Source organism: Pseudonocardia sp. (genome assembly GCF_050250275.1).
Taxonomy (GTDB): Bacteria; Actinomycetota; Actinomycetes; order Mycobacteriales; family Pseudonocardiaceae; genus Pseudonocardia.
Map to the genome: position 1 here is coordinate 157275 of NZ_JBFWOY010000002.1, position 13934 is coordinate 171208.

General features: G+C 74.1%; 14 protein-coding genes. 5 read left to right on the plus strand and 9 right to left on the minus strand.

The window, feature by feature from the left end; all coding sequences use genetic code 11:
• The first annotated feature begins 34 nt into the window (after positions 1 to 34).
• The 4 genes from AB7F12_RS02820 to AB7F12_RS02835 are packed head-to-tail and all read left to right on the plus strand — an operon-like array spanning position 35 to position 2665.
• A complete protein-coding gene (locus tag AB7F12_RS02820) occupies positions 35 to 748 on the plus strand; it encodes an energy-coupling factor ABC transporter permease (RefSeq protein ID WP_428496585.1) in 714 nt (237 codons plus the stop codon).
• The gene (locus AB7F12_RS02825) at positions 745 to 1125 is read left to right on the plus strand and encodes a PDGLE domain-containing protein (protein ID WP_428496586.1); all 381 of its coding nucleotides are present in this window, start codon (positions 745 to 747) and stop codon (positions 1123 to 1125) included. The genes AB7F12_RS02820 and AB7F12_RS02825 overlap by 4 nt, the downstream gene beginning before the upstream one ends.
• A complete protein-coding gene (gene cbiQ / locus AB7F12_RS02830) occupies positions 1125 to 1889 on the plus strand; it encodes a cobalt ECF transporter T component CbiQ (RefSeq protein WP_428496587.1) in 765 nt (254 codons plus the stop codon). The genes AB7F12_RS02825 and cbiQ overlap by 1 nt, the downstream gene beginning before the upstream one ends.
• Positions 1886 to 2665: an energy-coupling factor ABC transporter ATP-binding protein gene (locus AB7F12_RS02835; RefSeq protein WP_428496588.1), complete on the plus strand. Its 780-nt coding sequence runs from the start codon at positions 1886 to 1888 to the stop codon at positions 2663 to 2665. The genes cbiQ and AB7F12_RS02835 overlap by 4 nt, the downstream gene beginning before the upstream one ends.
• 44 nt (positions 2666 to 2709) lie before the next feature.
• On the opposite strand, the gene AB7F12_RS02840 is transcribed toward AB7F12_RS02835, so the two are convergent.
• From AB7F12_RS02840 to AB7F12_RS02850, 3 genes are all read right to left on the minus strand, one after another.
• The gene (locus tag AB7F12_RS02840) at positions 2710 to 4083 is read right to left on the minus strand and encodes an SPFH domain-containing protein (RefSeq protein ID WP_428517862.1); all 1374 of its coding nucleotides are present in this window, start codon (positions 4081 to 4083) and stop codon (positions 2710 to 2712) included.
• A gap of 91 nt (positions 4084 to 4174) precedes the next feature.
• Complete coding sequence (locus AB7F12_RS02845; RefSeq protein WP_428496590.1) at positions 4175 to 4612, minus strand: NfeD family protein; 438 nt, start codon at positions 4610 to 4612, stop codon at positions 4175 to 4177.
• A gap of 19 nt (positions 4613 to 4631) precedes the next feature.
• The gene (locus AB7F12_RS02850) at positions 4632 to 5447 is read right to left on the minus strand and encodes a DUF3097 domain-containing protein (protein ID WP_428496679.1); all 816 of its coding nucleotides are present in this window, start codon (positions 5445 to 5447) and stop codon (positions 4632 to 4634) included.
• Positions 5448 to 5626: 179 nt separating this feature from the next.
• Between AB7F12_RS02850 and AB7F12_RS02855 the strand changes: the two genes are divergently transcribed.
• Positions 5627 to 6424: a hypothetical protein gene (locus tag AB7F12_RS02855; protein ID WP_428496591.1), complete on the plus strand. Its 798-nt coding sequence runs from the start codon at positions 5627 to 5629 to the stop codon at positions 6422 to 6424.
• Between the two features lie 3 nt (positions 6425 to 6427).
• Here the strand turns inward: AB7F12_RS02855 and AB7F12_RS02860 are convergent, their stop codons facing one another.
• The 6 genes from AB7F12_RS02860 to AB7F12_RS02885 form a co-directional block, all read right to left on the minus strand.
• Positions 6428 to 8266 carry a GAF domain-containing protein gene (locus AB7F12_RS02860; RefSeq protein ID WP_428496592.1) on the minus strand — a complete coding sequence of 613 codons (1839 nt, stop codon included), beginning with the start codon at positions 8264 to 8266 and terminating at the stop codon, positions 6428 to 6430.
• 103 nt (positions 8267 to 8369) lie between these two features.
• Positions 8370 to 9461, minus strand: coding sequence for an LLM class flavin-dependent oxidoreductase (locus tag AB7F12_RS02865; protein ID WP_428496593.1), 1092 nt, complete (start codon positions 9459 to 9461; stop codon positions 8370 to 8372).
• 81 nt (positions 9462 to 9542) lie between these two features.
• Positions 9543 to 10259, minus strand: a complete 717-nt coding sequence (locus AB7F12_RS02870) for an SDR family oxidoreductase (protein WP_428496594.1) — start codon at positions 10257 to 10259, stop codon at positions 9543 to 9545.
• Positions 10256 to 11056: an alpha/beta fold hydrolase gene (locus tag AB7F12_RS02875; protein ID WP_428496595.1), complete on the minus strand. Its 801-nt coding sequence runs from the start codon at positions 11054 to 11056 to the stop codon at positions 10256 to 10258. Before AB7F12_RS02875 ends, AB7F12_RS02870 begins: the two co-directional genes overlap by 4 nt.
• Positions 11057 to 11066: 10 nt before the next feature.
• The gene (locus tag AB7F12_RS02880; RefSeq protein WP_428517858.1) at positions 11067 to 12686 is read right to left on the minus strand and encodes a long-chain fatty acid--CoA ligase; all 1620 of its coding nucleotides are present in this window, start codon (positions 12684 to 12686) and stop codon (positions 11067 to 11069) included.
• Between the two features lie 70 nt (positions 12687 to 12756).
• A complete protein-coding gene (locus tag AB7F12_RS02885; protein ID WP_428496597.1) occupies positions 12757 to 13794 on the minus strand; it encodes an LLM class flavin-dependent oxidoreductase in 1038 nt (345 codons plus the stop codon).
• Between the last annotated feature and the right edge of the window lie 140 nt (positions 13795 to 13934).

Genomic DNA, 13934 nt, shown 5'->3' on the forward strand with positions numbered 1-13934 from the left:
AGGACCCGCACCGCGGGCCCGGTGAGGAGCGCAGGTGGCCACCACAGACGTCGCGATGCACATGAGCGACGGCATCGTGAACGCGCCGACGTCACTGATCTTCGGCGTGATCTCCCTCCTGTTCGTCGGGTTCGCCGCCGTGCGCGCCCGCGCCGACCTCGACGACCGCACCGCCCCCATGGCCGGGCTCGTCACGGCGTTCGTCTTCGCCGTCCAGATGATCAACTTCCCGGTCCTGCCCGGCGCGAGCGGTCACCTGCTCGGCGGGGCGCTCGTCGCGATCCTCGTCGGGCCGTGGGTCGGCACCCTGTGCATCACGATCGTCCTGGTCGTGCAGGCCCTGCTGTTCGCCGACGGCGGCCTCACCGCCCTGGGCACCAACGTGTTCAACATGGCGATCGTCGGCGTGCTGGTCGGCTGGGCCGTCGCCCGCGCCCTGCGCGGCCTCGCCCGGCGCGGCCGCGGCGGGCTGCTCACCACCGCGTTCGTCGCCGCGTTCGTCAACACCGTCGTCGCCTCCCTCGGCTTCGTCCTCCAGTACGCGATCGGCGGTGCCGCCGGTGCCACCACCGGCACCGTGTTCGCGCTGATGGTCGGCTTCCACGCACTCATCGGCATCGGCGAGGGCGTCATCACCGCCGCGACCGTCGGCGCCGTCGCCGCCGTCCGCCCCGATCTCGTCCACCTGCTGCGCACCGCACCCCGCGCCGCCCAGCCCGTCTCCCGCGGAGAGGGGACCCCGGCATGACCACACCCGACACCCGCCGCCGCTCCCGGTTCCTCATCGGGTTCCTGCTCGCCGCACTCGTCATCGCGGGCGGCCTGTCCTACCTGGCCAGCTCCTCCCCCGACGGCCTCGACTCGGTCACCCTCCACGGCTGCGAGGTCACCGAGACCGCCGCCGGTGAGCAGCTCGACGGGACCTGCATCGCGCAGAACGCCACCGAACACGCGACGGCGACCGGACCGCTGGCCGACTACACCGTCGGCGGCGCCGAACACTCCGTCGGCATCGCCGGGATCCTCGGGGTGCTCGTCACGGTGCTGGTCGCCGGCGGGTTGTTCTGGCTGCTGCGGGGCCGACGCGGCGGGTCCCCGGACACCGCCCCCCGCGACGACGGCTGATGGGCGCCGGGCACTCCCACCCGCTGTACCTGCCGGGGGCGTCGGTCGTGCACCGGCTCCCGGCCGAGGTGAAGATCGTCGCGGCGTTCCTCACCGTGCTCTGCGTGGTGGCGACGCCCCGCGAGGCGTTCTGGGCCTTCGGCGGCTACCTGCTGCTGCTCGCCGCGGTGTGGGTCGCCGCCCGCATCCCGCCGGGCTGGATGGCGCGGCGCGCCCTCATCGAGGCCCCCTTCGTCGTCCTCGCGGTCCTGCTGCCCTTCACCGGGCCCGACCCACGGTTCGACTGGGCCGGCATGTCGCTGTCCCACGCCGGCGTCCTGGGGGCCTGGAACATCCTCGCCAAGGGCACCCTCGGGGTCCTCACCTCGCTCACCCTCGCCGCGACCACCCCGCTGCGGGACCTGCTGCTCGGGCTGCAGCGGCTGCGCGCACCCGCCCTCGTCCTCACCATCGCGACGCTGATGCTGCGCTACGCCGACGTCATCGCCGGTGAGGCGCGGCGGATGCGCCTGGCGCGCATCTCCCGCGGCCACGACCCGCGGTTCCTGTGGCAGGCCGGGGCCACCGCCCGCGGCATCGGCAGCCTGTTCGTCCGCTCCTACGAACGCGGCGAACGCGTCCACCTGGCCATGCTGTCCCGCGGCTGGACCGGCACCATGCCGACGACCGGTGCCCCCGCCGCCGCACGCACCCAGTGGATCGTGGCGCTGGCCGTCCCCGCGGTCGCCGCGGCCCTCGCCGTGACGGGGATGCTGACGACGTGAGCGCCCACATCGAGCCCGCCCCGCCCACTGCCGGCCCCGGAGCCACGACCCCCTCCCTCGACGTGCGCGGGCTCGACTTCGCCTACCCCGACGGCACGCCGGCGCTGCACGGGGTCGACCTGCGCATCGAGCCGGGCGAACGCGTCGCGCTGCTCGGCCCCAACGGCGCCGGGAAGACGACGCTCGTCCTGCAGCTCAACGGGATCCTCACCCCCACCGAGGGCGAGGTCGTCGTCGGCGGGCTCGCCGTGCGCGCGCCGAACCTGCACGAGGTGCGCCGCCGGGTGGGCATCGTCTTCCAGGACCCCGACGACCAGCTGTTCATGCCGACGGTCCGGGAGGACGTCGCGTTCGGGCCCGCCAACTTCGGGGTCCGCGGTGCGGAGCTGACCGCCCGCGTCGCGGCCGCGCTGGAGGCCGTCGGCATGGCCGAGCACGCCGACCGCTCCCCACTGCACCTGTCGGGTGGGCAGCGGCGCCGCGTCGCGCTGGCCACCGTGCTGTCGTGCGATCCCGAGATCCTGGTCCTCGACGAGCCCTCGTCGAACCTCGACCCGGTCGCCCGCCGGGAGCTCGCCGAGGTGCTGCTCGGGCTGGACCGGACACTGCTGATGGTCACCCACGACCTGCCGTACGCGCTGCAGCTGTGCCCGCGCAGCGTCGTCGTCGACGGGGGCCGGGTCGTCGCCGACGGCCCCACCCGGGCGCTGCTGGCCGACGCCGAGATGCTGCGCGCGCACCGGCTGGAGCTGCCGTTCGGGTTCACCCTGGCCTGACGCACCCCCCGTGCCGCGGCCGGCTCAGCGTGGCGCGGGTGAGCTCAGCGCGGCGGGGGCGGTGCCGGGTACCCGGGCAGGCCGCTGCCGCCCTCGTCGTCACGGCGCGGCTGTTCGCCGCCCTCCGCCGGGGTGCCGCGCGGCGGCGTCGGCACCGCGCTCTGGGCCTGCTCGTCCCAGTCGCCCTGCTCGATCTCGCGCGGTGCCTCGTGGCGCGGTGCCGGCGACGGCGGCGCCGGTCGCGGCTGGTGCTGCCCGGCCGGGTGGGCACCGCCCTGGCTGCCCGGGCCGAGACGCCCGGGGGCGCCCGGGATGGCACTCGGCTCCGCACCCAGCGGCGGGACCTCCTGGCGCGCCTGCGCCTCGGCGTTCGCCACGACCGCGGCGATCTCGGGGTTGGTGCGGGTGTCGAACCACCCCTCCAGGCCCGGATCGTCATCCTCGGGGCGGACCGTCTGCGCCGCACCGTCGTCGGGGCTGGGCTGGTAGCGGAAGACCCCGTCGTCGCCGGGGGCGCCCAGCATGCGGGTGAAGCCCTCCAGCGCCTTGCCGAAGTCCGACGGCACGAGCCACACCTTGTTCGCGTCGCCCTGTGCCATCTGCGGCAGCGTCTGCAGGTACTGGTAGGCCAGCAGCTCCGGCGTCGGCTTGCCCGCCTTGATCGCCGCGAACACCTTCTCGATGGCCTTCGCCTGGCCCTGCGCCTGCAGGTAACGGGCGGCGCGGTCACCCTGCGCCCGCAGGATGCGTGACTGCCGGTCGGCCTCCGCGTTGAGGATCGCGGCCTGCTTCGCACCTTCGGCGGTGAGGATCTGCGACTGCTTCTGGCCCTCGGCCGAGCGGATCGCGGACTCCCGTTCACCCTCGGCGGTGAGGATCATCGCCCGCTTCTCGCGGTCGGCCTTCATCTGCCGCTCCATCGACTCCTGGATCGACGGCGGCGGGTCGATCGCCTTGATCTCGACGCGCGCCACACGGATGCCCCACCGGCCGGTCGCCTCGTCGAGCTCACCCCGCAGCTGGGTGTTGATGGCGTCGCGGGAGGTCAGCGTCTCCTCCAGCGTCATGCCACCGACCACGTTGCGCAGCGTCGTCGTCGTGATCTGCTCGACGCCGACGATGTAGTCGGAGATCTCGTAGACCGCCGACCGCGGGTCGGTGACCTGGAAGTACACGACCGTGTCGATGTTGACGGTCAGGTTGTCCTGCGTGATCACCGGCTGCGGCGGGAACGACACGACCTGCTCGCGCAGGTCGATCCGCTCCCGGATGCGGTCGACGAAGGGCACCAGGAACGTCAGCCCCGGCGGCTGGGTGGCCTTGTAGCGGCCCAGCCGTTCGATCACCGCGGCCGTGGCCTGCGGGATGATCTGGACGGCCCTGATCAGCGTCACCGCCACCAGCACCACGATCACCAGTACGACGACGAGCGTCACCGTGCCGTCCACCCCGATCCCTCCTTGCCGAAGGTCGCCCGACCCTGAGGGGGCGCACCGTATCGCCTGCCGATCAGTCCTCGGCGAGCACCATGGCCGTCGCGCCGGAGATCTCGATGATCCGCACGCGGGTACCGCTCCCGATGGTCTGCTCGTGGTCGTAGGCCTGCGCTGACCACACGTCGCCGCCGATCTTCACGCGGCCACCCGTGTGGTCGCCACGGATCTCCGCGACGACGGTGCCGTGCCTGCCCACCAACGCCTCGGTGTTCGTCGCGTGGTGCTCGATCGCGCGGTCGAGACGCCGCCGCAACGCCGGGCGCGCCGCGAAGATCAGCAGCACCGACACGGCCGCGAACACCAACGTCGCCGGCAGCACCGACAACCCCAGCAGGGAGCCACCGGCCGCGGCGAGCGCACCGACGCCGAGCATCAACAGGAAGAACTCGCCGCTGAGCACCTCCGCGGCGATCAGCGCGACTCCGGCGATCAGCCAGATCAGTGCGCCCATACCCCGATCCTGCCAGACCTCAGCCGGTCACCGTCACGAAATCGATCAGGTGCTCCACGGCCCCGATCAGGTCGGGCTCCAGGTCCCGGAAGCTGCGCACCGCACCCAGGACGCGCCGAGCCCCGTCGGCGGGCTCACCCCAGCCCAGGGCGGTGCACACCCCGGTCTTCCAGTCCGTCCCGCGCGGGATCACCGGCCATGCCCGGATCCCGACCACGGACGGCTTCACCGCCTGCCACACGTCGACGAACGGGTGCCCGGTGACCAGCACGTCCGGCCCGGCGACGGCGTGCGCGGCCCGGGTCTCCTTCGACCCGGCGACGAGATGGTCGACGAGGATGCCCAGCCGGCGGTGCGGGGCAGGCCCGAAGTCGGCGACGGCGGCGGCGAGGTCGTCCATCCCGTGCATCGGTTCGACCACGATGCCCTCGACGCGCAGGTCGTGACCCCACACGGTCTCGACGAGCGCCGCGTCGTGGATGCCCTCCACCCAGATCCGGCTCGCCCGGGCCGTGCGCGCCTTCAGGTTCGCGACGTGGACCGAGCCCGACGCCGACCGCCCCGGCCCCTTCGGCGCCGCCCTGGGCACCACCAGCGTCGCCGGCGCCCCCTCGAACAGGAACGCCGCCGGGCGCAGCGGGAACACCCGGCGACCGCCGTGGCGGTCCTCCAGCGTCACCTCGCGGACGTCGACCTTCACGACGGCACCGCAGAACCCGCTCGCCGGGTCCTCGACGACCAGCCCCGCCTCGGCGGGGACCTCCGGGACGGTGCGGCGCACCTGGCGGCGCACACCGTCGTCGCCGAAGCTGCCGCGGTAGTCGTGGGAGCGCAGTGACACGCCGTTTTCTACCCCGCCCCGGAACCACCATCGGGGCGACACGCCGGACGCACCCGCCGTCACCGGGACCGACCGGTCGTGACCGGCGGAAACCGGGCGATCACACGCCGTGTCCACTCTCACCCACACGGCGGTCGTGCCGTCGCCCGCCTGTGTTGCGTAGCCTGACTCGCGTGTCTCGTCCCTCCGCGACCCTGACGGTGTGGGCCTCCGCCTGGCTGGCCGGTGCCGCGGCACCCGACGACGTCCTCGACGCCCTGGCGCCCTGGGCCGACGCCCACGACGTCGTCGCCGCCGACGACACCGCCGCCGACGTGACGGACCTGCCGCTGCCGACGCGGCCCCCGTCGTCGCTGACGTTCCTGCTCGCCGCGCTGCGCCGGTCCGCGCCCCGCGGCCAGGCCCGGCTCGTGCTGCCCGTCGCCGGCGACATCCGCGGCCTGCCCGGCCCCGGCGCCTTCTCCGACGCCGCGCTCGCCGCCGGTGAGGGGGTCCTGTTCCCCGAGGCGAGCCTCGGGGCCGTCCCGGGCATCGTCGCCGACGGGGTACTGCGCTGGACCGTCCACGTCGTGCGCGACCAGCTCCCACCCGTCGAGTACGTGCCGCTCAACCACGCCGAGTTCGACCTGCGCGACCAGGTCCGCCAGTCCGCGTCCGTGCTGACCTCGCTGGGCGTCGCGCGGCACCGGCCCGGGGTGCGCGAGGAGATCGCCGCCGCGCTGCGGTCGCGGCCCCGGTCGCTGTGGCCCGACGGGATGCCCGGCCAGTCGCTGCGGGTGCTCCAGCACGCCGACGAGGTCGATGCGATCCTCGCCGCGGCGTCGGTCGACGAACCGGGCGGTGCGCTCTCGGCATCGGCCGCCGGTGCCCGCCGGGACGCCTTGCGCCCCATCGAGGCGGCGGTCCGGGTGGCCCGGCGCGCCGCCGTCGCCGAGGCGGTGCGGGTACTGGCCACCAGCCCGGCGGTCTGAGGCTCACCAGCCCGCGAGGTCGAGGACCTGGAAGGCCAGCCGGGCGGCGAGCAGCGCGTCGAGCTCCGCCGGGTCGGTACCGGTCAGCTCGCGGACGCGACCCAACCGGTAGCGGACGGTGTTCTCGTGGACGCCGAGCGCCTTGGCCGCGGCCTGCACCCTGCCCTCGACCGCCACGAACGCCCGCCACGTCGTGAGCAGCGGGCCGTCGTCCGCCTCGTGGGCGCGCAGCGGCGCGACCAGCTCGTGGGCGAACCGCACCGCCTCCTTGACCTGGCCGCTGTTCATCACCACCCGGAACAGGCCCAGCTCGTCGACGGTGCGCACGCCGTCACGCCAGCCGAACGACGCGGCGAGCTCCTCGACCTCGCGCAGCTCGCGGTGCGCCCGCGGGAAGTCCGCGGCCGCCCGGCACACCCGTGACACCACCGCGGTCCGCACGTCCAGCTGCGGGCCCACGGACGCCAGCACCTCGGCGACGTGCTCGCGCAGCTCCGCGGGCCCGACCACCCGCCCCCCGAGGCGCACGAGCACGACCACCGCGCCCGGCAGCCCGACCGCGGGCGGCTCGGCCCCGCCGAGCACCGCGGCGAACCGGCGCACCAGCAACCCGCGCCCCGCCGAGGCGCTCAGCTGCGAGACGCCCCCGCCCACGGCCAGCCGGACGATCACGTGCGGCTCGGACAGGTCGACCCCGAACTGTGGGGCCCGCCGCAGCAGCTGCGCCTCGTCGCGGGTGCTGCGCAGCAGATCGGACAGGAAGTCGTCGCGGGCCTGGCCCTCCGCCTCGATCTGGCGCCGCTCGGAGAGGATCTGCAGGGCCAGCACCGTCGCGCCGCTCTCGGCGAGCTTCGCGTCGAGGTCGCTCAGGCCCCGGCCCACCTCGACCACGGCCAGGTACCCGCCCGGCCTGCCCTCGATCGTCAGCCGGGTCAGCTGGTGGCGGCGGCCGAACCCGACGGCCGGCAACATCGGCACGACCGTCGACGGCCGGCTGGCCGACAGGGCGGTGAGCGCGGTGCGCACCGCCGGGTGCTCGCGGGTGCGGCGGTCGAGCACGGGCGGCGCGGTCATCCGCAGCGCCGCCGGCGCCGCCCAGGCCAGCACCCCGAACGCCTCGTCGTAGAGCACCACCGGCTTGGCGGCCAGGTCGCTGAGCATCGTCACCACCGCGCCGATGTCCGCGCCCTCGAGGACGGCGTCGGTGAGCTTGTGGTGGACGGTCGCGAGGTAGCCGAGGGTGTTCTTCTGCCGCACCACCTCGGCGGCCTTCGCCGCGAGCTGGCTGTTGAGCACCGCCTGCCGGATGAAGATCGCGGCCAGCCGGCCGAACAGCTCCGCGAGCCCGACGTCGTCCTCGGAGTAGGTGTGCGCCTCCTCCACGTTGTCGACGAAGATCAGCCCGATGACGTCGCCGTCGAACACCAGCGGGACGCCGAGCATCGCCTGCACCCGCCAGTGCTCCATCGTGCGCCGGTGCGGCCGGGGGTCGGCGGGCACGTCGCTGATCAGCACCGGCCGCCGGGTGGCGATGACCTCCTGGCTGAACGCGTCACCCGCGATGCCCGCCTCCTGGGCCTGCACGGCCGCGGAGATGTCCCCCTCGATCTCGCAGTGCCCGGCCGCCCCGCTGAACCGTTCGCCCCGGCGCAGGTAGAGCGAGCAGCGGTGCACGGCCAGCAACCGGCACAGCTGACGGCCGATGAGCTGGAGCAGGTCCTGCAGGCCGGGCGCGGTGATCGCCTCGGTGGTGATCTCGGCGAACGCGGCGATGACCTCACGTTCGCGGCTGCGCGCCCGCGCCGGCCCCACCCCACCGCGGTGTGCCACCGAGCCCGTCACGCATTCCACCTCCGACGTCCGGCGACCGCCCACGACCCAGTCTGCCTGCGGCGGCGCCGGGACGGAAACGCTGCGCCGCGCCCCGTCCCGGCAGCCGCGCGCCTCAGGCCGCGGCGCCCGTGCGCGCCTTCATCTTCTGCAGCTGCGGCACGACCTTCTCGCCGAACAGCTTCATGCTGGCGTGCACCTTGTCGTAGGGCAGCCCGGCGTAGGAGAACGCGAGGTTGGCCATGAAGTCGCCCATCGCGTCGCGGCGCTCCTCGTACTTGCCGAGGATCTGCTCGGGCGTGCCGTAGACGTTGGCGTCGACGTAGGCGTTGGCCGCCACCTCCATGCCCGCCTCGCGGATCATGTCCGCGCCGACCTGGTAGGTCTCGTAGCCCTTGGTCTCGCGCCAGTGCTTGCCCGCGAAGTCGTAGTGCTTGATCACCGACAGGAAGTACTTGGAGATGTACTCCGTCGCGATCGCCTTGGCCTCGTCCGGGTCCTCGTGGCAGTAGGTGAAGTCCTGCAGCAGCGGCGGGCCGGGCTCGGTGCCGTGCTTGGCCCGGTGCAGCTCGCGCCACCGGTTCACGGCCTCGGCGTGGGTGGCGGTGTCGTACTGCATGAACGTCATGAGCTGGGCGCCGAGGTCGGCGACGACCGGGATGGAGTCCGGCGACATCGCCACCCCGAACAGCCTGCCGTCCCAGTCACGGCCGGGACGCGGGCCGGGCCGGACCTGGACCCGTGGCTGCTTGTAGATCGGCCCGTCGTTCTCCACGTACCCGTCCCGGAGGCCGCGGATGATCATCTCGGCGGCCTCGTTGAACCGGGGCCGGGCCTCGTCCATCGGCGTGCCGAAGCCCTCGTACTCCATCTTCGCCAGGCCCCGGCCCATCCCGAGCAGGACCCGCCCGCCGGAGAGGTTGTCGAGCACGACGGCCTTCTCGACCACGCGCAGCGGGTCGTTCCACGGCAGGATCACCGCGCCCGTGCCCAGCTTCACCCGCGACGTCTTCGCCGCCAGGTAGGTCATGATCTGCAGGTTGTCCGGGCACATCGAGTAGTCGTCGAAATGGTGCTCGGCCGACCACACCGAGTCGAACCCGTACTGCTCGGCCAGCACGCCGAGCTCCATGTCGTTGCCGAAGACCTCTTCGTCGCTCATGTCCTCGAACCAGTTCTGGAACACGAGCAGCACACCGACGTCCATGACTCTCCTCTTCGTTGGGGATCGGGTTGGTACCTCTGGGATCCGGGCCGGGCCGGCGGTCTGCCCCCGGTCGCGCGGGTGTCAGCGGGCGAGCCCACCGAAGGACGCGAGCAGCCCGCCGTCGACCGGCACGACCGCGCCGGTCATGTAGGTCGCCCCGGCCACGGCGACGACCACGTCGGCGATCTCCTCGGGGGCGCCGACCCGCCCCGCGGGGATGGCCGCGAGGATCCGTTCCCGCGCCGGCCCGCTCAGCCCCGCCGTCATGTCGGTCTCCACGAACCCGGGGACCACGAGGTTGACCCGCACCCGGGCGGGCGCCAGCTCCACGGCGAGGACCTGGGTCAGGCCGCTGAGCCCGGCCTTCGCCGCACCGTAGGCGACGTCGCCGGGGAACCCGCGGAACCCGACGACGGCACCGACGTTGATGATCGCCGCTCCCGGCGACAACCGGCCCACGACGGCGCGGCAGACCTCGAAGGCCCCGGTGAGGTTGGTGGCCACGACCTCGTCCCAGGCTTCGCGGCTCAGGCTCGTCACCCGTCCCCCGCGGTGCGCCCCGGCGCAGTTCACCACGACGTCGGGGCCGCCGAGCTCGTCGGCGACGCGGGCGACCGCCGCGGTCACCGCCTCGGTGCTGGTGACGTCGCACGCGAACTCCCGGACGAGGTCGGGCACCGCGTAGGGCTCGGTGGCGGGCTTGCGGGCCAGCACCGCGACCCGCCCACCGCCCTTCGTGACCTTGTCGACGACGGCCTTGCCGATACCGCGCGACCCACCGGTGACCAGCCAGGTCATCGCTTGAGGTGACCGAGCAGCTCGGTCAGGTAGCGGTCGCGCTCCTCCAGGAACGGCGCGTGCCCGCTGGCGTCGAACGCGACGAGGCGGGCGTCGGGGATCAGCGCCGCGGCGGCCTCGGCGCCGTCGAAGGGGACGAACGCGTCCTGGCGCCCGTGCAGCAGCAGGACCGGAACGGTCAGCCCGCGCAGCAGGTCGCGCTGGTCGGTCGTGGCGAGGTCGCGCAGCGAGTCGTCGACCCGCGTCCCGGCCGCCATGAACATCGCCCACATCCAGTTGTTCACGTCGTCGCCGGCCGGGGCGGCCCAGACGGCCTGGGTGACCCCGCGGAACGTCGAGGCCCGGTCGGCCGCCGCCGCGCCCAGCACACCCTCGACGTCGTCGACGGTCCCGCCGTGGGGCCAGTCCGGTGCCGCGGTGTAGCGCGGGGTGGCGCCCCCGGTGAGCACCAGCCCGCCGGCGGCGGCGCCGAGCCGGGCGACGGCGGCCGCCGCGACGGCACCGCCGAGGGACCAGCCGTTGACCACCGGGTGGTCCAGCCCCAGGTGCTCGCACACCGCGACGACGTCGCCCGCCATCGCCTCGATCGACACGTCGGTGAAGTCGAGGTCGGAGCGGCCGCAGCAGCGCAGGTCGAGCACGACGACCTCGTGCCCGGCGGCGCGCAGGGCGGGCGCGACGGTGTCCCAGCAGCGCCCGTTGACCGCCCAGCCGTGCACGAGCACGACGGGGGTCCCGGTACCGGGATGGTGCTCGAAGTGGATCCGGCGCGATCCCTCGACGTCGAGACTGGCCATGGTCAGCTCCTCACTGGACGGGTGACGGGGGTCGGTCGGGAGCGGCGGCGCCGAAGCGGCCCCGCAGCGCCCGCTTGTCGATCTTGCCGACGCTCGTGCGCGGCAGTGCGTCGACGAACTCGACGCGGTCGGGCAGCCACCAGCGCGGCACCTGCCCGGCCAGGTGGGCGCGCAGCTCCTCGCCGGTCGGGGCGGCGCCCGCGGCGGTGACGACGACGGCCAGCGGGCGTTCCTGCCAGCGCTCGTGCGGCACCGCGACGACCGCCGCCTCGCTCACCCCCGGATGGGTGAGCACGGCCTGCTCGAGCGCGGCCGAGCTGATCCACTCGCCGCCGCTCTTGATCAGGTCCTTGGCACGGTCGACGATGCGCAGGTAGCCGTCGGGGTCGATGGTCGCGACGTCCCCGGTCCGCAGCCACCCGTCGACGAACGACTCGGGCCGCTCGTCGCGGTAGTAGTGGTCGGCGACCCACGGCCCGCGCAGCAGCAGCTCGCCGGTCGCGACACCGTCGTGCGCGTCGGCGCGCAACCGCCCCGCCGCCACGACGGCGGGGTCGACCAGCCCCCACACCACACCCGCCACCAGCCGCCCCAGGGTGCGGACGGCGGCCCGCCGGGCGGCGGGATCGGCCTCGGCCGCCGGGGTGGGCCGCGAGAACGTGCCCATCGGCGAGATCTCGGTCATCCCCCAGCCCTGGTAGGTCGCGACCCCCAGCTCGTCGAGCGCGCGCAGCAGCTCGTCCGACGGCGGGGAGCCGCCGAGCACGAGCGCACGCAGGCTGCGCAGGTCGGCGCCGGTGGCCCGGGCGTGGGCGACCAGGTCGACCGCGACGGTCGGCACCATCCCGGTGTAGCTGACCCGCTCGCCGGTGATCGCCGCCGCGATGTCGGCGACCGACGGGTGCGGCCCCGGCAGCACCTGCGCCGCCCCCGCCATCAGGGCCGCGAACGGGATGCCCCAGGCGTTGGCGTGGAACATCGGCACCACGTGCAGCACGGTGTCGCGCTCGCTGATCGCGTGCCCGTCGGCCAGGCACGCGGCGAACGTATGCAGGAACAGCGCGCGGTGGCTGTAGCCGACACCCTTCGGGGTGCCGGTCGTACCGGAGGTGTAGCAGAGCGCGGCGAGGTCGTCCTCGGCCACCGGTGGCGCCCCGGTGAGCGGCTCGCCGCCGGCCACGAGGTCCTCGTAGGCCAGGGTGCCGGGTCCGGCGCCGCCGTCGGTGACGACGACACGCATCCCCGGCCGTTCCCGCCGGGCCCGCTCCACCTGCGGCAGCAGCGACGCGTCGACGACGAGCACGGTGTCCTCGGCGTGCCCGACGACGTAGCCGATCTCGTCGGGACCCAACCGGAGGTTGACGGTGTGCAGCACACCGCCCGCCAACGGCACCGCCGAGTACAGCTCCAGGTGCCGGTGGTGGTTCCAGCAGCACGTCGCGACCCGGTCACCGGGCCGCACGCCCAGCTCCACCAGGGCCCCGGCGAGCCGCCGGACCCGGGCGGCGTGCTCGCGGTAGGTGCTGCGGTGCACCTCCCGCCCGCCCTCGTACCCGACGACCGCGGTGCCGCCGAACATCTGCTCCGCCCGGTCGAGGAAGCTCGTGACCAGCAGCGGGTGCTGCGTCATCACCTCACCCGCGCTCCCCCGCCGCGCGGGCCCGGCAGACCGGACCCGCGGCGGCGCGTCGCCGGCACGCTCACGTGACCGCGGGCTCGCGGGCCGCGGCCAGCCGCTCCCGGACCTGCGGGAGGACCTTCTCGGCCAGCAGCTCGATCCGGGCGTTGCCGCTCTCGACGCTCTCCCCCGGCAGCTGCGCCCAGAAGTGCACGTCCTCGATCTCGGGCCGGTCGAGCAGCAGCCGGGTCAGCTCGTCGACGGCGGTGGCCGGATCCCAGAGCGTGTAGGCGCCCGCGGCGACGATCTGGTCCGCGTCGGCGAACGTCGGGACCTGGTCGGGCGGGCCGAACGCACCCCAGCCGATGTACTCGTTGAGTTGGTAGAGCGCGTGCTCGCCGATGCGGGCCCACTCGCGCTCCGGGTCCTCGGCGATGACGGCCCACTGGCCGGCCATGATCGCGCTGCGGTCGGCGGGGGTGTCGTGGCGGGCCAGCGCGTCGACGTAGCTCTGGTGGTGATGGTTCTGGGTGCTGAGGAACCCGTCGCCCAGCCGTGCGGCGCGGTCGATCGCCACGTCGGCCATCGCCCCGATGAGCAGCCTCGGGGCCTGCTCCGGCACCGGGGTCACCGGCACCGCCGGGAAGCTGAACCGGCGGCCCTCGAACGGCTCGTCCGAACCCGACCAGGCGCGCCGGATCAGGGCGATGCCCTCCTCGAACAGGCTGGGCCGGTGCCGCAGGTCGCGACCGAACGCGGCGAACTCCCGTCCCCAGTAGCCGAGCCCGACACCCAGGTCGAACCGGCCGCCGGTGAGCAGCGAGACCGTCGCGGCGTCCTCGGCCACCCGGACGGGGTCGTGCAGCGGCAGCACGATGAGGTTCGTGCCGATCCGCATCGTCGAGGTCCGTTCGCCGACGGCGCCGGCCAACGTGAACGGCGACGGGGTGTACCCGTCGTCGCAGAAGTGGTGCTCGGTCAGCCAGACCGAGTCCAGGCCGAGCCGCTCGGCCCAGGCGATCTGGTCCAGCGACTCGCGGTAGACCGAGCTGAACGGGCGCCGCCAGGCGGCGGGATTGCGGAAGTCGTACCAGAGGCCGAAGTTGCAGCCGTCTCTCACGGGGGGCTCCCTCGTCGGTGCGCGTCGTCGCGCAGCGGATCGAGTCGGTGACGGGCCGAGCATGCGTGACGCGCGACGCCCGTCACAGTGCGACGTCGTCGCCGACTTGTGGATCTCCACAAACTGATGGGGGCGACAAC